Annotated in this window: 17 protein-coding genes; 6 read left to right on the top strand and 11 right to left on the bottom strand. The window is 30.5% G+C overall.

Annotated features, from left to right (window positions below):
• Positions 1 to 176: 176 nt before the first annotated feature.
• The 3 genes from mobB to LNQ81_RS14525 all read right to left on the bottom strand — a co-directional run bounded on the left by mobB (position 177) and on the right by LNQ81_RS14525 (position 3656).
• Complete coding sequence (gene mobB, locus LNQ81_RS14535) at positions 177 to 1448, bottom strand: conjugal transfer protein MobB (protein WP_229947934.1); 1272 nt, start codon at positions 1446 to 1448, stop codon at positions 177 to 179.
• Between the two features lie 3 nt (positions 1449 to 1451).
• A complete protein-coding gene (locus tag LNQ81_RS14530; protein ID WP_229947932.1) occupies positions 1452 to 1880 on the bottom strand; it encodes a plasmid mobilization protein in 429 nt (142 codons plus the stop codon).
• 63 nt (positions 1881 to 1943) lie between these two features.
• The gene (locus LNQ81_RS14525; protein ID WP_229947931.1) at positions 1944 to 3656 is read right to left on the bottom strand and encodes a DUF6035 family protein; all 1713 of its coding nucleotides are present in this window, start codon (positions 3654 to 3656) and stop codon (positions 1944 to 1946) included.
• A gap of 150 nt (positions 3657 to 3806) precedes the next feature.
• On the opposite strand from LNQ81_RS14525, the gene mobC reads away from it, so the two are divergent.
• Together mobC and LNQ81_RS14515 are read left to right on the top strand one after the other, a co-directional pair.
• The gene (gene mobC / locus LNQ81_RS14520; RefSeq protein ID WP_229947930.1) at positions 3807 to 5810 is read left to right on the top strand and encodes a conjugal transfer protein MobC; all 2004 of its coding nucleotides are present in this window, start codon (positions 3807 to 3809) and stop codon (positions 5808 to 5810) included.
• Positions 5811 to 6010: 200 nt separating this feature from the next.
• Positions 6011 to 6481 (top strand): JAB domain-containing protein, encoded by a 471-nt coding sequence (locus tag LNQ81_RS14515; RefSeq protein ID WP_229947928.1) that lies wholly within the window; start codon positions 6011 to 6013, stop codon positions 6479 to 6481.
• 57 nt (positions 6482 to 6538) lie between these two features.
• Here LNQ81_RS14515 and LNQ81_RS14510 read toward each other — a convergent pair whose 3' ends face one another.
• Entirely contained in the window at positions 6539 to 8284 is a 1746-nt protein-coding gene (locus tag LNQ81_RS14510) for an ATP-binding protein (protein WP_229947926.1), read from the bottom strand.
• A 2-nt stretch (positions 8285 to 8286) separates the two neighbouring features.
• Positions 8287 to 9492: an SIR2 family protein gene (locus tag LNQ81_RS14505; RefSeq protein WP_229947924.1), complete on the bottom strand. Its 1206-nt coding sequence runs from the start codon at positions 9490 to 9492 to the stop codon at positions 8287 to 8289.
• Between the two features lie 333 nt (positions 9493 to 9825).
• On the opposite strand from LNQ81_RS14505, the gene LNQ81_RS14500 reads away from it, so the two are divergent.
• A complete protein-coding gene (locus LNQ81_RS14500; protein WP_229947923.1) occupies positions 9826 to 10353 on the top strand; it encodes an antirestriction protein ArdA in 528 nt (175 codons plus the stop codon).
• A gap of 80 nt (positions 10354 to 10433) precedes the next feature.
• Here the strand turns inward: LNQ81_RS14500 and LNQ81_RS14495 are convergent, their stop codons facing one another.
• The 6 genes from LNQ81_RS14495 to LNQ81_RS14470 all read right to left on the bottom strand — a co-directional run bounded on the left by LNQ81_RS14495 (position 10434) and on the right by LNQ81_RS14470 (position 17511).
• The gene (locus tag LNQ81_RS14495; RefSeq protein ID WP_229947921.1) at positions 10434 to 12497 is read right to left on the bottom strand and encodes a type IA DNA topoisomerase; all 2064 of its coding nucleotides are present in this window, start codon (positions 12495 to 12497) and stop codon (positions 10434 to 10436) included.
• An 11-nt stretch (positions 12498 to 12508) separates the two neighbouring features.
• Positions 12509 to 13822, bottom strand: a complete 1314-nt coding sequence (locus LNQ81_RS14490) for a DUF3945 domain-containing protein (protein ID WP_229947919.1) — start codon at positions 13820 to 13822, stop codon at positions 12509 to 12511.
• A 101-nt stretch (positions 13823 to 13923) separates the two neighbouring features.
• Positions 13924 to 14220, bottom strand: coding sequence for a helix-turn-helix domain-containing protein (locus tag LNQ81_RS14485; protein WP_002992173.1), 297 nt, complete (start codon positions 14218 to 14220; stop codon positions 13924 to 13926).
• A gap of 105 nt (positions 14221 to 14325) precedes the next feature.
• A complete protein-coding gene (locus LNQ81_RS14480; RefSeq protein ID WP_229947917.1) occupies positions 14326 to 15480 on the bottom strand; it encodes a UvrD-helicase domain-containing protein in 1155 nt (384 codons plus the stop codon).
• Positions 15473 to 17089, bottom strand: coding sequence for an ATP-dependent nuclease (locus LNQ81_RS14475; protein WP_229947915.1), 1617 nt, complete (start codon positions 17087 to 17089; stop codon positions 15473 to 15475). Before LNQ81_RS14475 ends, LNQ81_RS14480 begins: the two co-directional genes overlap by 8 nt.
• Positions 17090 to 17100: 11 nt before the next feature.
• Positions 17101 to 17511 (bottom strand): hypothetical protein, encoded by a 411-nt coding sequence (locus LNQ81_RS14470; RefSeq protein ID WP_229947912.1) that lies wholly within the window; start codon positions 17509 to 17511, stop codon positions 17101 to 17103.
• Between the two features lie 1517 nt (positions 17512 to 19028).
• Here LNQ81_RS14470 and LNQ81_RS14465 point away from each other — a divergent pair.
• The 3 genes from LNQ81_RS14465 to LNQ81_RS14455 are packed head-to-tail and all read left to right on the top strand — an operon-like array spanning position 19029 to position 24220.
• Positions 19029 to 22100: a SusC/RagA family TonB-linked outer membrane protein gene (locus LNQ81_RS14465; RefSeq protein ID WP_229947910.1), complete on the top strand. Its 3072-nt coding sequence runs from the start codon at positions 19029 to 19031 to the stop codon at positions 22098 to 22100.
• Between the two features lie 11 nt (positions 22101 to 22111).
• Positions 22112 to 23491, top strand: a complete 1380-nt coding sequence (locus LNQ81_RS14460) for a RagB/SusD family nutrient uptake outer membrane protein (RefSeq protein ID WP_229947908.1) — start codon at positions 22112 to 22114, stop codon at positions 23489 to 23491.
• Between the two features lie 12 nt (positions 23492 to 23503).
• Entirely contained in the window at positions 23504 to 24220 is a 717-nt protein-coding gene (locus LNQ81_RS14455; RefSeq protein WP_229947906.1) for a hypothetical protein, read from the top strand.
• Position 24221 lies beyond the last annotated feature (1 nt).

Below are 24221 nucleotides of genomic sequence, written 5' to 3'. Positions count from 1 at the left end.
GATTGGTTAAATTTAAGAATCCGTTGAAAGTAACTATAGGAATATTCCTTACATAATGGTGAGTACATAGGGTTCAAGATATACAAACTTTACTCTAATCTTTCTCTTTTAATAGATATAAAAACCTACAACTAAAAATAATATGTAGGTTTTTATATTTAATTCAAGGAAAGGTTTTACAAAGTTCTTTTTTTCTTTATATTTTTTATGTTTTTTTCAAAAATTAACTCTTCATAATCTATTCCTTGGTTATTACTTAAAAGATTAAACAATGATACAAACTCATCATTATTAAAATTAGTAGTATCAGAATATAAGTACGCAAATATTGGATGTAACTCGTCAGATTCATTAGTATTAGTCTGTTGAGAAGGTATTAAAATTGAATGAGGATAATCTTCTACACTACTCCATTTTTGATTCAGTATATTAGCTGATAACTCTTTACTTAAATCAGAACCTTTATAGACACTTTTTAAGTTGTGATCGATAAAAGTTAAGCCATATATACGATTGTCTTTATTTTGGAAGATAATAACGTTTATTCCATGATTTAAAAGTTCTTCTTTAAATTCTTGTAATGACTTTGCTGTATTTAGAGCTATTTCGATAGTTTGTTTTAGATTAGATTTACTTGGTAAGGATTTTAGTTTTTCTTTTGAAGATTTAAAGTGGCTTTCAAGCTTTTGATAGCTTGTATTTTTTCCAAAAAGAGAAGCCTTAAAAGGATTACTTATCTTCTCCCCTTTTTCATTTATTACAAAGTACACTAAACCTTGTTTTATTTCTTCATTATAAGAAGCCTCTACCTTTTCAACTCTTATATTAAATAGAGATAAAAGAGCATTATAACTTGTTAGATTATTATAGTTATAATACTTGGGTAGATATCGTATTACAGAAGCTACTTGAGCTTTTAAATTATGCTTAGTATAATCAACTGGTGTAAATTGAATCCGTTTAGATTCCTCATTTGTTTGATTTATTGAAGAAGTTAGATTAAACTGCTTTTCAATTTCTCGACAAGCTTTCATTGATTTTAAATGATCATATTTGTCATCTATTTTCTTCCCCTTTAAGTCTGTGCAAACGGTTACAATGTGAATATGTTCTCTTTCTATATCACTATGCTTATAGACAATATAAGGTTGATTTTCATAGCCGATACTATCCATATACTGTTTAGCTATTTCATTTAATGTCTGGTCAGATAATTTATCTTTGGGATTCGGATTTAAAGAAATATGCCGTACAGCTTTCTCTGTCTTGTTATTTAGAAGTAAATAAGGCTCAAACTGTTTATAAAGTTTACCGATGTAGTTTGATGTGTTAGTTGGTTCAGTCAAGTTGTTTGTAAACAAAACAGAACCTTGTCCTTTATCAACTTTTAATTGATTGTAGGACAAAGCTCCAATAAGATTACTTCCTTTACCAATCTTAGCTATCATAACTTATAGATTAGAATTTAGATGTTTCTCTTCAAACTCCTTGGTCAGCTTGATCATATAGTAACAAAGTTTAGATAAGTCCTTGGTATATTCTTCAAGTTTTGAGATAGAACGTCTCGCTTTATCTTCAGAGAAGTACTGGTTACAAAGTTTTACTATTTGATTGTAGTTCACTCCTACTGCTCTAAATTGATTAAATAGTTTGGTAAGAGTAGCATGATATTGCAGTGCTGCTACATCTACTTTGAGTGTTTTAACTTGTCTATCTAAAAGCATAGAAACAAGAAAGCTTGCTTTGTTTGTCATTCCTGATGATGTAAACAAAGCAAGCAGTCTATTATTTTCAGATTCAGTGAGTCTAAAAACATGTCTGTATTTTTTAGGATTGGATTTTAGTTTTCTTCCTCCTTTGTTTTTATTGGTAGTTTGCATGGTGTCTTATATTGATTTGTGTCAATATAAGATTTACTTAAACGAACCTTTATAATCTGGTCTTTAAAGGATTAGTTTGGAAGCTATGTAATCTTTAAAAATATCAGGATGTACTTTAAAAAGTATATTATAGTATGTTGAGTCATTTTCTTCATTAATTAGACTATTTAGTCTATTAGCTATTGTTTTCTTTTTATCTACTTTTTCTAATTCAACACCTAATTTTGTTTTAATTAACACATAAACAAAATATTGATGAAGGTTCTTGTTCTGATTTAGGACAAGTATTAAATACTGAACCCAATTTTTAAGGTTCTTTCCAATTATTTGCATTCTTTTGGCAGATTCAACAAATAAAAGAAAACTAAGTATATTTCGTACTTTATCCAGTTCTTCTAACCTCCTAAAATTAGAATAATACATCCATTCAAGGTACTTTGAATCCCAAAACTTCCCCACTTTTGAAACTAATAAATCTTTATCCTGTTCAGTGGGCTGATAACCACGATAGAAAATAAACTTTTCAACTTTGTAGAGTCTTTTTAATAAATAATCATTAGCATACAAATAGTCCATTACCCCATTTCCTAACTTGTCTTTTACATTTATATCGAAGTTAAAGTTCATAGTTGTTAGCAAAAACTCTACTATATTCATTGAGCTTTCCCTTTCTTCTTCCCCAAATTCATATTCTCGTATATAATACAAAATAAGTGGAATTCCTTCTATGTTCATATTCCAATTCACTGAAGAGTTTAAAAGTTCTACTTCCAGATAATTAAACCCATCTACTTCTTTTTTTATTCCATAAAAATTCCAACCTTTATTTCTATAAGTTCTTACTTTTCCTAACAAGTTTTTCATTCTATCTTCTGCCTCCTTTTTTCTAATTTTTCGATCTTCTTCTTCCTTTTGATCCTCTATATTTTGCTTTATTTGAACTAATTCTAGTTTTTTGATATTAAGTTCAGTATTAAAAAGATAATACAAACAATAATATTCAGTACGATTAAAGGATAAATCACTCAGTGAAATATCTTTTTTCATCCATTTACTATGAACTTCTTTATTATTATAGATAAATGCTTGCTTATAATTACATGTAAATACAAGTTTTTCATTCTCATGATCTGCAATACTAAACAAATTGTGATCACTCCAAACATGCTTTATATCACGTATATAATTATCTAAATCTACAGGTAAACTTTTTAAATCTATTATCCAGATAAGATAAATTCCATTACTTTTATAAAAATAATACCTGTGTTTAATATAGTGCAATGGCAAACTAGACAACTGTATTTCAAAAGCTAGTTTCAATCCTTTATATTCACAATATACATCAGGTCTTCTTTTACCACCAATTCCAAAAATAAACTTTGAATCAATATCTATAGAACCGATATCTACACCTGGTTCTTTTATTAATAATTGTCCTAATTTATTCTTTAATTCTTTATGCCTTGGGCTTTCTCTATTATAAGCATTAAGCTTGTAACTATTAAGTAAATCTATATTTGATTCGACTTCAGAATCCATTAAAATACAATACTCAGAATTTTTATTATGTCTAAAATAGACAGTATCCCTTTTACTATTAGAACACACTAACTTTTGTTTACACTCAATACACGAAAATCTAATAGTATTCGAATTGTATTGATCTCTTATTTCAAAACCATCTTTTTGAGATTTAATAATACTATTTAAATCTATAATTTTCTTTTCCACATTATCATAAACATAGTCAATACTTCTCTCCTGTTTACTCATCTTATCTATTCTGTTGATATTAAATATTAGCAATTTAATTAAAATAAAACTATCAATCTAACGTAGCCAAACAAAACCACTGCATTCCATTACAAGGCGCTTTCTCCAATACAATTTTACTTTAAATCGTTAATCTTAATTACATTTATTATGCATTCAGAAGACGATTTAAAAGCGCTCGCTAAAATCTTAGCATTTATGCGAGCAGTAAGTATTTTACTTATGCTTATGCACCTATACTGGTATTGTTATTCTTTCTTTTTAAGCCTTGAAGTAACACACGCTGTTATAGATCGAATACTAGTTAACTTTAATCAAACAGCGGGACTGTTTTCCCATTTACTTTATACTAAACTCTTTTGTCTAGTTTTACTCTCTTTAAGCCTGTGGGGAGGCAAAGGCGTAAAACATGAAAAGATAACAATCTCTAAAATCATAGGTGTTTTTACAGTTGGTTTTAGTTTGTTCTTTTTCAACTTCTTTTTACTTGATTTTAGCTACGCTTGGAGCGCTATACTGTATATCGCAAGTACATTCTTAGGCTATATCCTACTTTTGGTATCTGGCGCTTGGATTAGTAGACTATTAAACGACAACCTTATGCAAGATGTATTTAATTTTGAGAATGAAAGTTTTATGCAAGAGACTCGCCATATTGAAAATGAATACTCCGTAAATCTTCCTTCAAGATTCTATTACAAAGGTAAATGGAACAGTGGTTGGATAAATATCGTTAATCCTTTTCGGGCAACAATTGTATTGGGTACACCTGGTTCTGGTAAATCCTATGCTGTGGTAAATAGCTTTATCAAACAACAAATTGAAAAGGGATTCTCCATGTATATCTACGATTTTAAGTTCCATGACTTATCAACTATCGCTTATAATCATCTGCTTTTACATAAAGATAAATACACTATTGCTCCCAAGTTTTATGTCATCAACTTTGATGATCCAAGTCTTAGTCATCGTTGTAATCCGATTAACCCATCGTTTATGACAGATATATCTGATGCCTATGAATCAGCCTATACCATCATGCTAAATCTTAACCGCTCATGGATACAAAAACAAGGAGACTTCTTTGTAGAATCACCCATCATACTATTAGCAGCTATTATTTGGTTTTTGAAGATTTATCAAAATGGGAAATATTGTACATTTCCTCATGCTATCGAGCTTTTAAATAAAAAATATGCAGATGTATTTACCATCCTTACCTCCTATTCTGATTTAGAAAATTACCTCTCTCCTTTTATGGATGCATGGGAAGGAGGAGCACAAGACCAATTACAAGGGCAAATAGCTTCGGCTAAAATACCACTCTCTCGTATGATTTCTCCATCGCTGTATTGGGTAATGACAGGAGATGATTTTACTTTGGATATTAATAATCCGGCAGCGCCTAAAATACTCTGTGTGGGAAATAACCCCGATCGCCAAAACATCTACTCTGCCGCTCTTGGGCTTTATAACTCACGTATTGTAAAACTAATCAATAAAAAAGGACAACTTAAAAGTTCTGTTATCATAGATGAATTACCGACTATCTACTTTAGAGGACTTGATAATCTTATTGCGACTGCCCGTAGTAATAAAGTAGCGGTGTGTTTAGGGTTTCAAGACTTCTCACAGCTTAATAGAGATTATGGAGATAAAGAAAGTAAAGTAATTCAAAATACAGTTGGAAATATTTTCTCAGGTCAAGTAGTTGGAGATACAGCTAAAGCTCTATCAGAACGCTTTGGTAAAATCCTTCAAAAACGTCAAAGTATTTCCATTAATAGAAATGACCGCTCAACCTCCTTCTCTACCCAGCTTGATACGCTTATTCCTGCTTCTAAAATAGCAACTCTCACACAAGGAATGTTTGTGGGGGCTGTCTCAGATAATTTTGATGAGCGTATAGAGCAAAAGATATTTCACTCAGAAATAGTAGTTGATAATGATAAGGTATCTAAAGAAATGAAAGCCTATCAAAAGATACCACAGATAACTTCTTTTTTAGATGCTAATGGTAATAATACCTTAGATAAAACGATTCAAGCCAATTACAGACAAGTTAAACTTGATGTAGAATCAATTATTGATTCAGAGCTAAAACGCATTGAAAACGATCCAGAATTGGCTCATTTGATTAATAAGAAGAAGTAGTCTTATATTTTAGTTCTTTAAGCTATTAGTGGTTTTATTTTTTATCAATTATCTCACTAAGCTAGGTAATACTCCGCGGTTCGCTTTCAAAAAATTCCCCCATAAATGCTTGACCTTGTCTACGCTTTATTGCGTTGCTTTTTGAGCTTGCTTAAGCATTACCTGTAGCTGCTCCATAATTAATTTAAAAATATAATATTATGGAAAGTGCAGTTTTAAACAACAATTGGTTAGTGGCATCAGAGATAGAACTAATCTACAAATCTAAAGTTAAAGCATCTGAAAGACCGAGAATAGATTCTTCTCATTCAGCTTATGAAGTAGCTTTAAAAGCATGGGATGAAAATAAAATTGAATTATTAGAACAATTTAAAGTTCTTATGCTTTCGAACAATAATAGAGTACTTGGAGTACTTGAAATATCATCAGGTGGTATTACTGGAACAGTAGTAGATCTTAGATTGATATTTGCAGCTTTACTAAAAGTAAAAGCAACTGCTTTTATCTTAGTACATAATCACCCTTCAGGGAAATTACAACCAAGTGATGCAGATAGACAAATCACCCAAAAGATTAAACAAGCAAGTCAAATACTTGATATTGCTCTTTTAGATCATTTAGTAATAACTTCTGAGAGTTATTACTCTTTTGCAGATGAAGGCGTCTTATGACGCCTTACTTTTTTTTACATCAAAAATATCCTATTAATGATAAAATTTTGTGACGATTTAAAATTTTGGAGTATCAAATTTTGGTTCTATTAATGGTCTATCAATTTGAATTGATAACGGCATAGGAAAATCTACTCCCATTATAATAGCCTCACCTGAGCCTAATGAAGGTAAAAACGACAATGTTTCCTTATTAGCTGTAGAGCAAGCATTTGAAATTGCTTCTTTATCATAATGATTAATAAGTCGATGAGTCACAAATGTCCCCATTTGACTTAAAGTTCCAATTGGTATATCTCTAGGCATTTGAGTCGCTAAACATAAAAACAACCCATACTTTCGACTTTCTTTTGCTATACTGTCAAAAGCACTTAATTCAGTACTTTCAAAATATTCATCTTTTACTTTTTTATTTAAAAATTGATGCGCTTCATCAACAAATAAAACCAATGGCTTATCTCTAAACGCAAGTGTTCTTGACTTATTTAATAAATATCTTCCCAAAGCATTTGCTAAAATTTCTCTTGCTTGAAAATCATATGGAACATCTTCAAAACTAATTCTTAATATATTTAAATTTGGATTTACTAAAAATTCTTCTATCGTGGATATTAGGTTAGATGTTTTAGGATCACTAAAACCAAACATCCCTTTATATTTATCGTTTGAAATTATATTGTTAATTCTAATAATTAGACTTGTTGCATTACTTAAATTCCGGTCATCTTGTCTTGTCCATTGGTTATTATAAACTTGAAAACATTCATTTACAATTTGCTTATGAAGTAATGAAATATCAAAATCATTGTTATTAAAATTTTCAATCTTTTCTTTATAAATATGATTAGCATTATTAAATGGCGCTGTAAATTGATTTTGCTTTGTAAGCAATTCATTTTCTATAAGTACAACTTGGAATCCATCCTTTGTATTAAAATAAAAAATATTTTGGCTACCATTTTCATTATGGTAATTCTTAGGAATATCATTAATTAAACAACGAACTAACTTTAAAGATTTAATTGCTTCTAATAAAATAGGTTGCTGTACTTGGCCTGAAGGTCTAAACAACACAAATAAATCATTGATTGTAAGATTTTGGTAAGGAAAATAGCTGTCTGTAATAAGCTTAGTACTTATAACCTTAGCATCAGTATCAAAATTAGAGTATTCTCCTGTTGGATCAATAATTATAGCTTTTGAGTTAGCCTGTATAATTCCTTCTATAAATTTACTTATAGTATAACTTTTACCACCACCAGTAGTTCCTACAACAGCACAATGACGACCAAATAAAGCCTGTAAAGATAGATCAACAGGTACATTTTTATCATAGATCAAATTACCTAATTTAATTGTTGGTGTTGTTTCAAAATCTTCTTTTTTGACTCCAAATTTCTTAAAATGTGTCGATAAAAATTCAGAAGAACATATAAAAACTTTTGATCCAATCAATGGTAATGAATTAACTCCTTTTTCAATGTTTAAAGGATTAAATAAATCAAAAGATAATAATACTTCCAATCTACCTGTTGGATGAAATTCCTTAGTTGAGAAAGTTTTCTCACTCAGTTCCAACCTTTCTTTTTCAGGCAGAGAAATTTCCAGCAGTTTACAAAGGAATCCTTTGTCTTCACCTTCAATTACGACATAATTCCCTACAAGGCCACCTTTTAAAATTTCAGAATTATGGTAAAAAGACTTCATTAAAACTGAAGATGGAAAATGAATCTTTATGAAAGAAGGTGATACATGATTAACATATCCTAAAAAATGACTATGTTGAAATGGATTTATCTTCATTTTTAAACAGTTGGTAAGTTTATAACTATTTGTTTATTTGTATCATGATTATAGGTTTGTAAATCAGGATAATGCTTAGAAAATTCCTCGAATGTTTCTGCTACTATTGAAATATTAGAATATTTTTTCGCTGCTTCAATAAAAGGTTTTAAGTTGACATTACTTTCATCAATACTACGATTAATTATCATTAGTTGAAAACTTGGATTCTGTTCCAGTGCTTCGATAATAGAAGTAACAATGTGTTTATCACCAAAGCTAAATCCAATAGTTACTAAAAAAACATTTTCTTTTCTTAAACTATTTTGAAATCGTGACATCATTTCAAAATAAGGTTGTTCATATGAGCTTTCGTATTTTGATTGATGTGGATAAATCATCAAAGGAAATTCGATTCCTTCACGTTGATAAATTTTATTCTCGATTTTCTCCCAATTTACAGAACCATGTAACTTATATAAATGAAAAACCTTTTCTATAAAATTATCTTCTTCTTTAACTCTACTTTGATTTCTACTTACAATATCATAATCAAAATTTCGACCACTAAAAACTCTAGGAATACCAAATGAAAAGCCATCTATGACCGTAAAATTATTTTTACTTGCAGCTTGTTCAAACATTGTATCATAATTCAATGTAAACAATTTAAACCTTGGAAGTGTAACCTTTCTTTTTGTCATTTTATTCAACAAAATAGAATGCGGTGCATTATCTGGAAGATTTAGCATACAAGCATTTCTAATAAAATTTTTTATTTCATTCACGCAATCTACTAAATTAACTTCACCTGAAGTAATATAAGGTATCGCAGGCGTCGCCATTGATAAAACTTTCTCTAGGTTTTTAACAATGGTTCCATCAGGCCACTCATCATTATATTTAATGACTTCTAATAATTTTTGGAATAATTCTACACCTAATTTTGCTTCAACACCATCCCATAAACTAACCATAGATTGGCCAACCTTACCATCAACACCCCAATCTATAGAAGAACCTGCACCTGTCAATAAAACCAAATTCTCAAACTGATGATTTAGAGTTTTAGCATATTTATTTCTTTTGGTTGCAATAGCATAATCTATTCTATTTTCAGTACTTCCTTTAAAATCATGTTCCTGATTATCAATAAATACTTTTATGTCTTCAGGATTTGAATCATCGTAAGCTACAGAACTTTTATTATTTAGTAATAGTGTTTTCATTAGTAGGTAAATTTTAAGATCAGATGCCTAAATTACTAAACAATATAACATTCTCTACAATTAAAAATTTAATATTCAGCGATAGTCTCGAGTAAGACCAAGCATAAATAGTAACACTTTTCCACATTTTACCTTTTATAACTTCGCTTCTGGTATTTCAATAGGCAAAGTTTTTTAGCTTTTTTGCTCTTGCAAGTTCATGTCTTTTGGATTACCGCAATAAATCTTCCTCAAGTTTTGAGCGTATTTATTTTGTAAAACTTGCCTAACCTAAAAATCAAAACTCAAATGCCATGAAATTAACCAGACCCGAAGGTCATAATACTATTTATCATGGAAAATTTAATGCACTCAAAAGTTTATGTTGGTACTTATGCTAAGTATAACAATGGTTCAATTAAAGGAGATTGGATAGAGCTTAATAACTTTAGCTCTATTGAAGAGTTTTATGAGTTCTGCTTAGAACTACACGCTGATGAAACAGATCCTGAATTTATGTTTCAAGATTGGGAAAACATCCCATCTGAGTTAATATCAGAAAGTAGTCTTTCAGAAAATATTTTTTCAATCATTGAAAAAGTATCAGATTTAGATTATAAAACCTTAGAAGCTTTTTCAGCTTGGGTAAGCATAGGTAATTACAATATTGAATCTGATGATATAGACTCGTTATTTGAATCATTTGAAGATGATTATCAAGGATATTATAACAGTGAAGAAGATTTCGCTTACCAAATCATTGATGAATGTTATGATTTATCTGATTTTGTAAAATCATATTTTGATTATGAAAGCTTTGCTAGAGATCTTTTCATAGGTGATTATACTTATGAAAATGGTCATGTATTTAAAAACAGTTAATCAGTTATTTTAGATTAGTTTATATAAAAAAGAAGTTATCTGAAAATCGGATAACTTCTTTTAATTTTGTTTAATAAGGATTACTTATGTTTAAACTCAAAACTAGTAGTACAATCTTCTTTTAAAACAAGATAAGCATTGAACTTCTTCTCAGCTTTACTAACCAATCCTTTTAGAAGTTTGGTTTTGCCTTGTTGTATTAAGTCAGTGATATCATCAATGGATAGTTTAACCCCACATACCTCCCTAAACAACACCCAACTACAATCAGTATCTAAACATCTTACTACTTTTTCTCTTAGTTGAAGTGTATGCCCTTTACACTTAGGACAAGATAGATGATCCGTTTCATTAACTGGTTTTATAGCTAAAAGCTCTGTTGTTATCTCCGAAGCATAACCTTCAATCTGCCTGTGGAAATCTTCCATATTAGTTTTATTCTCTTCTATCTCTTTAAAAGCAGATTCCCATTTAGCGGTTAATAGTACATCAGAGATAAGTTTATTCTTGACTATTTCATATACTTTGAGTCCTTTCTCAGTTGGAACAAGTGACTTTGCTTTTCTTATTATATAACCCCTTTTTAAAAGCGTTTCGATAATAGACGCTCTTGTAGCAGCTGTTCCAATTCCAACGTTTTTAATAACACTTTGAAGTGACTTATCCTCTATTTCTCTATAGGCGTTTTCCATAACAGACAAAAGTGTGCTTTCTGTATATAAAGCATTAGGTCTTGTTGATTTTTCAAGAGCAATTGATTCTTTAATTTTTAGATTCTCCCCTTGTTTTAAATTAGGTAAATCAATTATTATCTCATCAGTAGTAGATAACTCCTTTCTTACCTCTCTCCATCCAAGTTCTACTAATGAAGAAAACTTAAAACTAAACTCATAATCCAAACTACTTAAGGTTACCTCTGTTTGCTTTTTTACACAAGGTTCAAATACTGTTTCCCATACTCTTTGAGCAATCAAATGATAAATGCTCTCTTCTTTAGCGTTAATCGCTGAAGGAAGTCTATCTGTGGTTAATAGTCCATGGTGATCTGTAACCTTTACATCATTTACTATCTTCTTATTAAGCCTTGCCATCTTTAGTTTTAGAAGGAGGTTACTATATCTACTATCATCTGAAAGAACCTTTAATAAGTTAGGAACCTCAGCCCATAAATCCTCTGGAATGTATTTACTCGAAGTTCTTGGATACGTGATAAACTTCTTTTCGTACAGGCTCTGAGCAATGCTGAGAGTCTCATCTGCTGAGAATCCAAAGAGTTCATTGGCTCTTTTTTGAAGTGAGGTTAAATCAAAAAAAAATGGGGACTCTGCTCTTATTGTTTTGGTTTCTACTTTTTGTATTTTAACCTCACTTTGTTTGTCAATGAGTTTTAAAGCTTGTTCTGCTTTTTGTTTATCTTCCCATTTATCAGTTGAGAGCGATTTAAATAGTATACCGTCTTTTTGATGAATAAGTTCTATTTGATAGTACAGTTGCTTCTTAAAAGAAGTATTCTCTAAATACCGTTTACAGATAAGACTGAGGGTTGGTGTTTGTACTCTACCGAGAGAATACACCGAATCATTCATTGAAACAGTAAGCGCTTGAGATGCGTTTATACCTACAAGCCAGTCCGCTCTACTACGACTATGACCTGCTCTAAAAAGTCCATCGAATTCGCTTCCTTCTTTAAGGTTTTGTAAGCCATCTTTAATGGCTTTTTCAGTTAGTGAACTTATCCACAATCTTTTAAAAGGTTTAGTACAGTTTAGGTATTGAAAAATATATCTTGCGATAAGCTCTCCTTCCCTACCTGCATCTGTAGCTACAATAATCTCAGAACATGCTTTAAAGAGTTTATCAATAACCTTAAGCTGTTTTAAAGCCGATGGATCAGAAGTGTATTTGTTTGCTTTTTTAATCTTTCTTGGTACTAACAAATAAGACCTTGGTAAGATTGGCAAAGCTTCTTTTTTAAAGCCTTGAAATCCATAATCCTCAGGCATAGCTAGTGAAACTAAATGACCAATAGCCCAAGTAACAAAGTATCCATTTCCTTCTATGAAACCTTCTTTTTTTGTTTTAGCTCCAACAAGCATAGCTATCTCCCTAGCTACACTTGGTTTTTCTGCAAGAATTACAATCATAGTCTTTAGCTTTAAATTTTACGTCCTTTAGATTTTTTAGGCTCATCAGCTTGTTTTTCTGACTGTGATTGAGCTTTTGATTGTTCCTCTTTATTTGGATTCTTAAACGAGAAGTCAGCTTGCTTAGTTTCTTTGTTATATGTCACATAGCCTTGATACGTATTCCCTCTTTTGTCCAACAGATCTTTGATGTAAATTGGTTTACCTTCTAGTAAATCACTTTGCTGTTTTTCAGTAAGCTCTTTACCTCTAAAGGTTTTTAAATCACCTGATAACTGAGATTGATTTTGCGAGTTATTCTGACTTTGTTTATTGGTATTGTCAAACAAAAACTCAATATGCCCTTTAGCTGCGTTAAACTGAATCTCTGCATTAAAAAGATTTCCTTTAGCAGAGGTCATCCCTTCTACAAGTAGTGGTTTGCCCTCTTTTAAAGTTTGGAGCTGTTCTTCACTTAGTACAATGCCTTTTACCTCTTGTGGTAATTGCATTTTCTCAACTCTAGTAACAACAAGGTTATTGGTGAGTCTATCTACACTTACCACCGATGGAATCATTTCTTTTGTAGTTGGATGAACAAGCTCTACTACCCTACCCATATTACCTGTTTTTAAAAGGTTGTGTTTGTCTTGCTTTGAAAACTCATGTCCATAAAGTGGTACATTAAGATTAGGATATTTCTTTACTCCTTCAAGTGCCATTACAACCTTGCCCTCTTCGTTTTTCTGTAAAGACAGTCTTGCATCCAAAGAAAACACTGCTGAACCTAAGTCTAAATTTACAGCCACCAAGTCCTTTGTTTTATAGCCTTGTAAGAGCGGTTCTAATAAATCCATTTCTTGTAGTTTTTCTTTAGAAAGGCCAAGTCTTGATAGTGAATCCCAATCAATATCTTTAATATCAAACTTGTTAGAACTGTACTGTTCCTCTGCTTTTGTTGGTTCAGCTACTTTGTTTTCTTTCTTTGGCTCATTACCTATCTCTGTTATTTGATGTTTTAAAAACAGTTCGTGAGTAGGTCCTGTTTGATTGAGTTCTTTTTGCATTTGATTAGCCATCTTAATGGTCAACAGCTCTGGAACTCTAAAAAAAGTAAACTGGGTTGGATTTTTAAGTTGACTGAAAAAATTAGAAAAGAAGTTGGAAAAGAAATCTCCATTACGATCTACTTTTAAAAATTGATTTTGATTCTTTTTTGTAGCTGGTACGGTTTCAAGTTTTCCATCTTTATCTAATCCCTTTACTACTTGAATCTTATTCTTTGTTTTGTCGTTGACAAGAAGCACGTCATGTTCTACTTGTCTTTGTGTGGTTTCTGTACTCATAATACCTAGTTTTAAATGGTTAAAAACTTAAAACTAAAGCCAAGAGTTCTTGATAAGTAAATAGTATGCTTTAAAGGTCACTCTTGGCTTTTAGCTGCTATTTACTTCTTGCGTACAGGATGTTTAAAACATTCTCTGATAAACTGATTGACATCGGAGCGTTTATAGTAAAGTTTACCACTAATTGTATAATAAGGAAGTTTACCGTCTGAGCGGTAACGTTGCAGTGAGCGAGGACTTATTTTAAAAAGTGCCATTACATCTTGGCTGTCTAAAAGCTCTTCACCATCTATAGTTTGAGTTTTTATAGGCAGGTCTTTTATATGTTCTGACAAGTGATCGAAGCGTGTCATAATACGCTCCATCCATAAAAGGAATTCTGTGCGATCTATATTCATAATGTTAGAATTTAATGGATTAATTAAATTTGTTAGCTAACATTACAAAACAACAAAGCTTGGCAAGATAAATCTGCCAAGCTTTGCCAATGGGTGTTTTATTATCTAAATTATTTCGGAGTACTTGATGCAATCTGAAATTTCTAAGGTATCATAATTAAAAACTATAGCAACAGAATGTCTTGCTCTGGTAATTGCAACATAAAATTTGGCTCTAGTTGAAGATTCTAATTTCTTATTATTATCTTTCATCCAAGCTTTCATGTTTTCAGTTGGATAAATTAATACCCTATCAAAAGTTAATCCTTTAGATTCACCAAAATTAAGAGAATCTGAGTTATCATTTACTTTGGTACTTGAACTCCACTTTAATTGAGTAGGATTATACTTCTCTATATAATTTGAGACATCATCTTCTCGTATCAAGAAAACACCGAGATGTTCGACTTCATTATAATTACAACATTTACAAGGTCTTAATTTTTCATATGTTGGATATAACTTATTTGCAAAATCACAAATAAAATGATTATTTCTATGGGATTCATTCAGTAGTCCTTCATAAATATTATCCTTTATAAGGCTCTTACATTTTTCAAGTAAAAATCCTTTTAAATTTCCATCTGTATACTTTTGATTTTTCTTAGGATTATGTGTTAAGTAAGTAACTTGTCTAGGATCTCCTACTAATTCTATTTCTATTTTTGACTTTAGAAGCAATTTAATCAATTCTAAATCATAACCCGCAAGATCTTGTACTTCATCAATATATATTTTATCATAAAAACTTTTCAATCTACTTGTTATTACAGAACCACACTGACTGTCGACATTATATGAAAACTTAGCTATCTTATCAGAATAAATTTTTCCTTTTTTAGAAAAATAATGTTTTAAAAACTCAGTATCTTCTGCGTATTGTATCTCTATTTTTTTTCCATATTGATTAATAAATGTATTTTTAATTCCGGACATCGAATTAACTAAAATCATTCCTTTAATATCATAATCAAATAAAAGACTATTAAATGTTCCTTGAAAAGGTTTTACCCATTCTTTTAACAAAAATGTAAACCAAGTTTGAATTGTAACATTTTTCGGTACTCCATTATTAATTTCAAGAAATTTTTTTCTAATCTCTCTTTCATTTGCTTCTGTATATGTTGTAATTAAAATTTTCTTATCTGATTGTCTAATGGATTCTGTAACTAAATACGTTGTTTTACCTGCTCCAGCTCCTGCAATAATATACTTATTCATTAGCCCAATTTATTACTTCTTGAATATAACTTGGATAGATAATACACTTATCAGACTCAAAAACTTTTAAAGCCCAATCAGTTTTATTTTTTATTAAATACTCTGAAATTTCTTCTACAGTATTATTCTTTGATTCAATACCTACAATACTAGTAAACTCTATTAGTTTTTCCTTATTAGAATCAACAACCTGAGGCTCAAGAGTATTTAAATCATTCCTTTTATCTGCAGATATCTTAATATAAGCATGTCCCTCATATTTTTTATACTTTTTATCTATTTTATTTACGTAATCACCATCATTGTCAGTAACTACACAAACTTTTTTATTTATTAAATCTGCAATATCTAAGAATCTTTTAAATGTTAACCCAACAGAGATAACATCTATACCATCTTGAATAGGTAATTTGTTATACTGATCTAGATATGCTCTTTGAATTATTAATTCATCTGAAGGCCCTTCACATAATATTAACTTTCTAGCTAAAACTAGTCTTAATGTTTGAAAACCTGGTAATTTTTTGAAAAAATTTTGGGTTTCCAAAGTAAGTTCATTTAAGCGCATTGACTTCTTATCATTAATTAACACTAGGTTCTCTAAACCCAACTTATTAGCAATAAAACTACTATGAGTTGACACAATCAATTGCTTACTTACTAATTCATTTTGTAAACACATAATAAACTCATTAAGTTTTGTATGCGACAAATGATTTTCTGGCTCTTCGATTAAAATTACATTTGAACTCGATATATTAGAATGACTCAATGCTAATTTTGTTTTAATCATACACTGCTCTCCTTTACCAATATAATGAAATGGAATATTATCTAAATAAGTCATAAGAGTTGATTCCCATGCATTTTTAGTAGATAAATCAATTGAAATTTGAATGTCTTTTTCTGATATTTTACTTTTTTCAACAAGTTTATCATTAATCCCCTTAATAGAACTATGCTTAATGAAAACTTCCTTTAATTCACGATAAGCTTGAGATATTGAGGCTTTTTCTGAAGGCTCTAAATCATCTCTTATTATCCTAGAAACATAAACATCAGAACCATTATTAAATTTAGTAGAAGATGAATCTATAAATGCTGACTTTAATGGTATACTTCTATTAGTTACTGTATCTCTAGATGCAGTTCTCCAAGTAACCTTATAGTATTCAATAGGGATATTATGAAGTTGTCTAGAACCAATAATTTCATCATATTCATCTTGGTAATCATTATCAAATTCTATTCTATATAAAATAGATGCATTTGAACTTTTTTCTGAATTTCCATCTCCTATTAATTTTTCTGTTCCTGCTCCTGACAAGAAAAGCTCGATATCTATAGTTGGCGGTAGTTCTGAAATACCATTTCGAATATTTTTGAGATAGTTCTCCTCAACAGATTTATTAAATATATACTGAGTTAAATCATTTCTCAATAATTTTCCTTGAAAAAATCCAGTTAAACATAAATGAATTGCTTCTAAAATTGTTGATTTTCCAGCTTCATTATCCCCTACTATAATATTTATTCCTTTATTAAGTTCTAATTCAAAATCAATAAAACTTTTAAAGTTTTTAATTTTAATTTTAGTTATAATACTCATTAATATAAAACTTAAATATTAAACTTGTTCTTATAGTCTTTAGCAAACTGATGAAGCGCATCTACCAACAACTTATTATTTCTTTTAACTTTCTTACCTGTTTTTTCATCTATAACCTCTATATAAACAGAAATTCCCTCATGTTTAATCAATCTATTTAATTCGATCTGTAAAGCTTTAGCTAATCCTGTTTTTTTTCGATGATTAGATTCAAATAACATTCTATTATCTATTTCAAATAATTCGCCAATTAAATCAAGATTACTACTTGTTGGTTGAGAAGTATTACTGTTCCACGCACTCACGGTTGCTTTATTTACATCTGCCCATAATCCAACTAAAATAGACGAAACTTTCTCTTCTTGAAGAACTTCCTTAATTCTATTATTTAATTTAATTTCTGATTTATCTTTTCTTGCCATATTATTTAAAAAAGTTCGTACCAAAAGCAAATTTTTACTATATTTGTTTAATCAAAATTACTATTACGTCTTTTATAAAGACATAATTAACGATGTTTCTCATTTCGTAAACGACCAAATAAGCCAATGAGAGAATCGTGATGTCGCTCCATGCAAAAAAGTTTTATACTTTTGTAACTGCACTGGGGCGGTACTCACGTATACTTTTAATGGCAAAACAATATTTATATTGTTGGACTTGGTCGTCCTACGAATTAAAAGTGTGAGCCGCTCCTTGCTTTTATACAAGGTTCTATTTATCATACTATAAAACATCGTTCATATAATTTATGTGAGCGATTTTTTATTTTAATACTTCGCTAATGCGATTCTTAGAAGAAAAGAGTTGTTATTAGATTAGAGTTTTGAAATTAAATTGTTCTCATATAACAAAAGGGATGAAAAAAGGAAGTGATTCCTTAATTCATTCACAAGTCACCTTGACTTAAAGTTTTGATTTTAAGTAAGATTGTTTTTTTCTTTTTTGATTCGCACTCTAAAAGTAAATCCTTTCTTCATGTTTTCCAAGAGGAAAACCGTAAAGCACAACTTAATTTGAGTAAAAGGTGACAAAATGAGATAGTTCAGTACTTTGTGCTGGACTATCCAAGAGAATTAAAGTATTAGAGTTTAATGTTTTTTATGACCTACTCTATACTTAAAACATACTGCAACCTTTATTCATACCGTCTCCCAATTAGGTATATAGAGGTTTTAAAACAAAGGTGGATTTGTTTAGTGTTCATTGTATTAATGAATGCTTGCAATACCTTATCTATCCTTAATGGACTTATCGAATGTTCTATTCGAGATTTTTTCAATTATTACATTTTATTAAACAACAAACAAGTAGTAACTAAACTCACATTTAGCCTATGATTAAACTTTAGTTTAACTAAATCTTATCGATGTAGATTGATTTGACATTAACTCTTTTAATGTTAGATGGCTACCCTATTACCTATTTAGTTAGAGTTATAACACATTTTGCGCTAGGTCTAAAAACAGTTTTTAGATGCGTACAGGATAACTATTGCCTTTAATTCACAGATAATAAGCTTAGGCAATATTGATTATTGATTAGTTAGTAAGGAAAAATGCTATGAAATAAGTCTCTCCTACTGTGCTATTTATTAATCACACTTTAAAACTATTAATTATGGAGAAAACCGCTCGCTGTAGGGCTATAGCCTAGGTTGGTTAATGTAGGCTTAATCCTTAGTGAGCATTTAAACAAAACAAAGAAATAGGATGGCTTAAAGGGATTTTAAGTCGTGCTATAAGTCCATGACTATCCCTTTGCTCTAGTTTGCATTTTGGGAGACGTGCTTTAGAGCTTGGGGATAGTTTTTATAAAATATGTATGAATTAAATATTACCAATTAACTAACCTTTTGATATAGGGCTTGTTTAAGTACTACGGCAATAAGAATCTTAATGATTTAAAAGCATTTATATCAAAATCAATTATAAACATTATGAAAACTCAATTTTTAACCTTTTTTGGTTGCAGGAAGACTATACTGCTAATCTTTTTAGTTAGTTTAATGAGCTGTCCAATTTATGCCGTATCAAATGATAAACATTTGTTTTTTAGTGTATCTGAGTTGTTACAAGATACAAAACAAAAACCAACTATAAAACTCTCAGGAACAGTAAAAGATTCCTTTGGTGCTCTTGGAGGTGTTATAGTAACAGTTGGGACTACAGTAGTTACAACTGATTTAGATGGAAAATATACCATCTATATTACCTCTGGTGATAAGATTACCTTTTCGATGATGGGTTATAAAGATCAGTCTATGGTTTACTCTGGTGGCAGTTCACTTAATATTACGCTTAGTGAAGATAATAGTACCCTTGATGAAATTGTAGTCAATGCAGGATATTATAGCGTTAAAGATCGTGAGCGCACAGGAAGTATTGCTCGTGTTACTGCTAAAGATATCGAGTTTCAGCCCGTGGTAAATCCACTTCAGGCAATTCAAGGTAGAATAGCTGGTGTAGATATTACACAAAATTCAGGAGTTGCTGGAGGAGGAATGAATATAGAAATCCGAGGACGTAACTTTTTAGATACTTCTATTATCTCTGCAAGAAACGCACCTATGTATATTGTTGATGGAGTACCTTTCTTATCAAATGCTTTGGGTAAAGCAAATGGAAACTTAGGTGTACAAATGTTTGAAAATGGAATATCACCATTAAACTCAATTAATCCTTCTGACATTGAAAGTATTGAAATATTAAAAGATGCAGATGCTACAGCTATATACGGTTCACGTGGAGCTAACGGGGTTGTATTAATAACAACTAAAAAAGGTAAATCAGACAAAACAAGATTTACTTTTTCATCCTCTATTGGGTTTAGCAAAGTAGCTAAATTCCTCGATATGATGAATACTCAGCAGTATATTCAAATGCGTGAAGAAGCTTTTAAAAATAGTGGTATCACTACTTACCCAGTGAATGCTCATGATATAAATGGAACATGGGATAAAAATCGTTATACCAATTGGCAAAAAGAATTAATTGGTGATACTGCCATTGATCAAAGTATAGCCTTGGGAATTCAAGGAGGAAATGAATACACAAGTTATAATATTAATCTTTCTAAAAATGAAAACACTACTGTTTTTCCAACGGATAAAGGTTATAAAAGAAGTTCAGCTCTAATTAACTTCAATCACAAAAGCAAAAACAATAAACTACAGATTAATACCTCAACAAGCTATTCAGAGCAAAGTAATAATTTACCTACAGTAGATATAACACAACAAGCAATAAATCTTGCTCCTAATGCTCCTTCCCTATATGATAAACAAGGTAACCTTAATTGGGAGAATGGTAGTTTTAATAATCCTCTCGCACAGCTTAAACAAAGCTATGAGAATAATACACAATCGCTCATTCTTAATACAAATCTCTCTTATAAGCTATTACCTAATTTGTTTTTTAAAACAAATGCAGGAATGACTAAAACAGATTTCGAAGAATGGAAAATAGTACCTCATACTATGTACAATCCTGCATTAAATTATACTAGTGAGAAATCAAATACCAGTAAATCTAACAACAACTTTAAATCCTTTATAGTAGAGCCTCAATTACAATACTTAAAAGAAATAGGTAAACACTCATTTGATATTTTAGTTGGTGCTACTTACCAAACAACAACAACTTCTGGAACCTTTATTAGAGGTGTAGGTTTTTCATCAGATGCCTTGATTAAGAACATTGGTGCGGCAAAACAAAAAGTCATTGGAAGTACCACAAATGCAGAATATAAATACGTTGCTTTATTTACAAGGTTAAACTATATGTATGATAACAAGTATATTTTAAATCTAACAGCAAGACGTGATGGATCAAGTAGATTCGCTAAAGAAAATAAATTTGGAAACTTTGGTGCAATTGGTGCAGCTTGGTTGTTTTCTCAAGAATCTTTTATGGAAAATCTCCCATGGTTGTCTTTTGGAAAACTTCGCACAAGTTACGGAGTAACTGGTAGTGATAATATTGGTGATTATGCTTATTTAGATACCTATTCAATCGTTTCTAATCAATATAATAATGAAACAGGATTGAACCCTACCTCTTTATACAATCCAAACTATAAATGGGAAAAAACAACAAAATTTGAGACTGCTCTAGAACTAAGCTTTCTAAAGAGTAGAATCAATACCACCGTAGCTTTTTACAACAACCGTTCAACGGATCAGTTAATTGGTCTTACTCTCCCAAGTACAACAGGGTTTAATTCAATTGTTACTAACTCTGCTGCGGTTGTGGATAATAAAGGATGGGAATTTACACTAAATACCGATAATCTAAAAAGTAATACCTGGAAATGGACGACCAATTTTAATATATCTTTTCCCAAAAACAAACTCGTTTCTTATCCTGGATTAGAAGAGGGAACACAAAGTAGTTACTACGTAGTTGGAGAGCCTTTAAACATTGTCAAACTCTACCAATACAATGGATTAAATCCTGAAACGGGATTATATGAATTTACAGATTATAACAATGATGGAAAAATAGACATCAACGATAAAATGCTAGTTAAAAGTTTAAATCCACAATTCTATGGAGGATTGCAAAATACAATCTCTTACAAGAATTTTACCTTAGACTTTTTGTTTTACTTCAAAAAACAAGAAAACTACAACTTCAACAAAAATCATATAATACCAGGAGCTGCAATTATCAATCTTCCTGTTGACTTTATAAATAGATGGAGACCTGATAATCCAAATGCAACCTATATAGGTGCTTCTTTTAATGATGCAATTGCAGCTAGTAATGAATACCCATACACAGAGAGTGATGCAACGATCAGTGATGCTTCTTACATCCGTTTGAAAAACTTATCATTTGCTTATAGCCTAAAAATACCAAAATCCAAAATTGAATCTTTAAGACTTTATGTACAAGGGCAAAACTTGTGGACAATTACTTCCTTTAAAGGAATGGACCCCGAATTTACGACTTCTGGATACCTACCTCCCCTTCGTACCTATTCATTCGGTATGCAACTAATATTCTAATTCTTACAATTATGAAAATATCAAATAACATAAAAACGCCAATTAAATCAATTGTTTTATTTTTTATTGCAATCTTTCTTTACTCATGCGAGAGTTTAATTGAAGTTGATCTTCCTAATGATAGGATGAATCAAGAAGATGTTTACAAAGATGTAAATACCACAAAATCTGCTTTAAACGCTATTTACATTAATATTCGCAATAATCCTTTCTTTTCAAAGAACTCCTCTGGTATAAACTATAGAATGAGCCTTTACACTGATGAATTAAATTATCTTGGCAGTTCAGCAGAGTATTTTCATCAAAATAACATCCTTCCTAATGATAATATAATCATTAATTGGTGGAATACTGCTTATAAAAACATTTATGGTATTAACCTTTTTATAAACAAGTTAAGTGAATCAACTTACATTGATGCATCAATCAAAAATCAGTTTCTAGGAGAAGCATATACCTTAAGAGCATTACATTACCAAAATCTACTTCAACTCTTTGGAGATCTTCCTTACACAACTTCCATCGATTATAGCTATAATACATCACTGAATAAAATTCCTACTTACGAAGTTTTACTATTAATAGAAAAAGACCTCTTATTGGCTATAGATTTACTTTCTGATACCTATAGAGATCCAAACCGATTCTATGTAAATAAATCTGTTGCTGAATTACTACTAGCTGAAAATTATTTGCTTCAACAAAGAAATGATCAGGCAGAGATTTATAGCCAAAACGTAATTAACAACAGTCAATATCAAATAGAAGTTGATTTGTCTCAAACATTTAAAAAAATAGCTAAAAGTACAATTTGGCAATTTAGTTTAGAACAAAACACAACAATTACTCCAGAGGCCAATCTTTATATTTTCACGGCTCTATCAACAGCTACAACGGCTCTAAGTAGTAAACTGATTGACTTATTTGAACCAGAAGACTTAAGACGTGCTAACTGGATTAATGAAATCTCAATAGACAATCAAGTTTACTATGGAGCATTTAAGTATAAAAACAAGGCTAACAATACAGATGAAAGCTCTATTTTCTATAGAATTGAACACGCATATTTCTTCTTAGCAGAAAGTTTATTCAAACAAGAAAAAAATATTCAAGCCATTGAAGTCTTAAACAAAATAAGAAACAAGCGTGGATTAACTCCTCTTGAACCAAATCTTAGTAAAAACGAGCTTGAAGAAGCCTTGCTCAATGAATCCTTCAAAGAGTTTTTTACTGAATCAAATCAACGATTCTTTACCCTTAAAAGATTTGATAGACTAGATGATCTAAAGTCCACAAAAACCAATTGGCAAGATTACCATAAACTATTGCCTATTCCTGAGAGTCAATTACTACTAAACAAAAACTTAAATCCACAAAATAGCGGATACTAAAAACCTTGCATTATGAAATCACTTTTTATTAAAATTAGTACAACACTTTTTGCGTTCATACTTCTGTGTTTAACACAAGTTGCTTGTAAATCAACCAAACTAAACACTACAGGTATTACAATCCAAGGCAGAGTAACAGTTCTAGGAACTGACTCTGCTCCTTTGGGGCTAACAACAGTTAATATTAAAAACAAGTGGAGCTGGAAAGACGAGTCTTTACCTGCATATGGTGAAAACAAAAGAGTTTTTGCAAACAAACAAGGATACTACAAAATCAATATTGAAAAAGGAGATACACTTGTTATTATTCCCAATCATGTTATCTATGGTAGAGATATTAAAAAATACACTTTTGCAAAGCTAGACAAAAGCCAAACTATCAATGTTGAAATAACTGAGGATAAAATTGGCTATCAAAAACTAATTGAAAATAACCCCGTCTTAGAAGCGAATATCACAAATCACATAAAAAATGTAAATCCTGAACAACTAGTATCAATTAGTGGAACCATTAAAAGCAAGAAAACAAATCAGCCTCTAAAAAATGTTGATGTTGGTTCGGGATTTAACAATAATGTTCTAGGTATAGGAACCTACCATCTCACAGATAACAAAGGGAATTTTAATTTAAGAATACCCAAAGGCAATCTTTGCAGCATTCAAGCTCTATCTCCAAATGCAATCAGATTTATTGCTCAAAATGACACCATTATCAATTTATATTTATAAT

It is taken from the genome of Myroides oncorhynchi (genome assembly GCF_020905415.1).
Lineage (GTDB): Bacteria > Bacteroidota > Bacteroidia > Flavobacteriales > Flavobacteriaceae > Flavobacterium > Flavobacterium oncorhynchi_A.
This window is presented reverse-complemented; position numbering and strand designations above follow the sequence as displayed.

Bases quoted from the DNA above. Each gene is read 5' to 3' on its own strand.
- LNQ81_RS14500 (WP_229947923.1), top strand. From the start codon at position 9,826: ATGGAAAATTTAATGCACTCAAAAGTTTATGTTGGTACTTATGCTAAG.
- LNQ81_RS14530 (WP_229947932.1), bottom strand. From the start codon at position 1,880: ATGCAAACTACCAATAAAAACAAAGGAGGAAGAAAACTAAAATCCAAT.
- LNQ81_RS14480 (WP_229947917.1), bottom strand. From the start codon at position 15,480: ATGAATAAGTATATTATTGCAGGAGCTGGAGCAGGTAAAACAACGTAT.
- LNQ81_RS14485 (WP_002992173.1), bottom strand. From the start codon at position 14,220: ATGAATATAGATCGCACAGAATTCCTTTTATGGATGGAGCGTATTATG.
- LNQ81_RS14505 (WP_229947924.1), bottom strand. From the start codon at position 9,492: ATGAAAACACTATTACTAAATAATAAAAGTTCTGTAGCTTACGATGAT.
- LNQ81_RS14525 (WP_229947931.1), bottom strand. From the start codon at position 3,656: ATGAGTAAACAGGAGAGAAGTATTGACTATGTTTATGATAATGTGGAA.
- mobB (WP_229947934.1), bottom strand. From the start codon at position 1,448: ATGATAGCTAAGATTGGTAAAGGAAGTAATCTTATTGGAGCTTTGTCC.
- mobC (WP_229947930.1), top strand. From the start codon at position 3,807: ATGCATTCAGAAGACGATTTAAAAGCGCTCGCTAAAATCTTAGCATTT.
- LNQ81_RS14495 (WP_229947921.1), bottom strand. From the start codon at position 12,497: ATGATTGTAATTCTTGCAGAAAAACCAAGTGTAGCTAGGGAGATAGCT.
- LNQ81_RS14515 (WP_229947928.1), top strand. From the start codon at position 6,011: ATGGAAAGTGCAGTTTTAAACAACAATTGGTTAGTGGCATCAGAGATA.
- LNQ81_RS14490 (WP_229947919.1), bottom strand. From the start codon at position 13,822: ATGAGTACAGAAACCACACAAAGACAAGTAGAACATGACGTGCTTCTT.
- LNQ81_RS14465 (WP_229947910.1), top strand. From the start codon at position 19,029: ATGAAAACTCAATTTTTAACCTTTTTTGGTTGCAGGAAGACTATACTG.
- LNQ81_RS14475 (WP_229947915.1), bottom strand. From the start codon at position 17,089: ATGAGTATTATAACTAAAATTAAAATTAAAAACTTTAAAAGTTTTATT.
- LNQ81_RS14470 (WP_229947912.1), bottom strand. From the start codon at position 17,511: ATGGCAAGAAAAGATAAATCAGAAATTAAATTAAATAATAGAATTAAG.
- LNQ81_RS14510 (WP_229947926.1), bottom strand. From the start codon at position 8,284: ATGAAGATAAATCCATTTCAACATAGTCATTTTTTAGGATATGTTAAT.
- LNQ81_RS14455 (WP_229947906.1), top strand. From the start codon at position 23,504: ATGAAATCACTTTTTATTAAAATTAGTACAACACTTTTTGCGTTCATA.
- LNQ81_RS14460 (WP_229947908.1), top strand. From the start codon at position 22,112: ATGAAAATATCAAATAACATAAAAACGCCAATTAAATCAATTGTTTTA.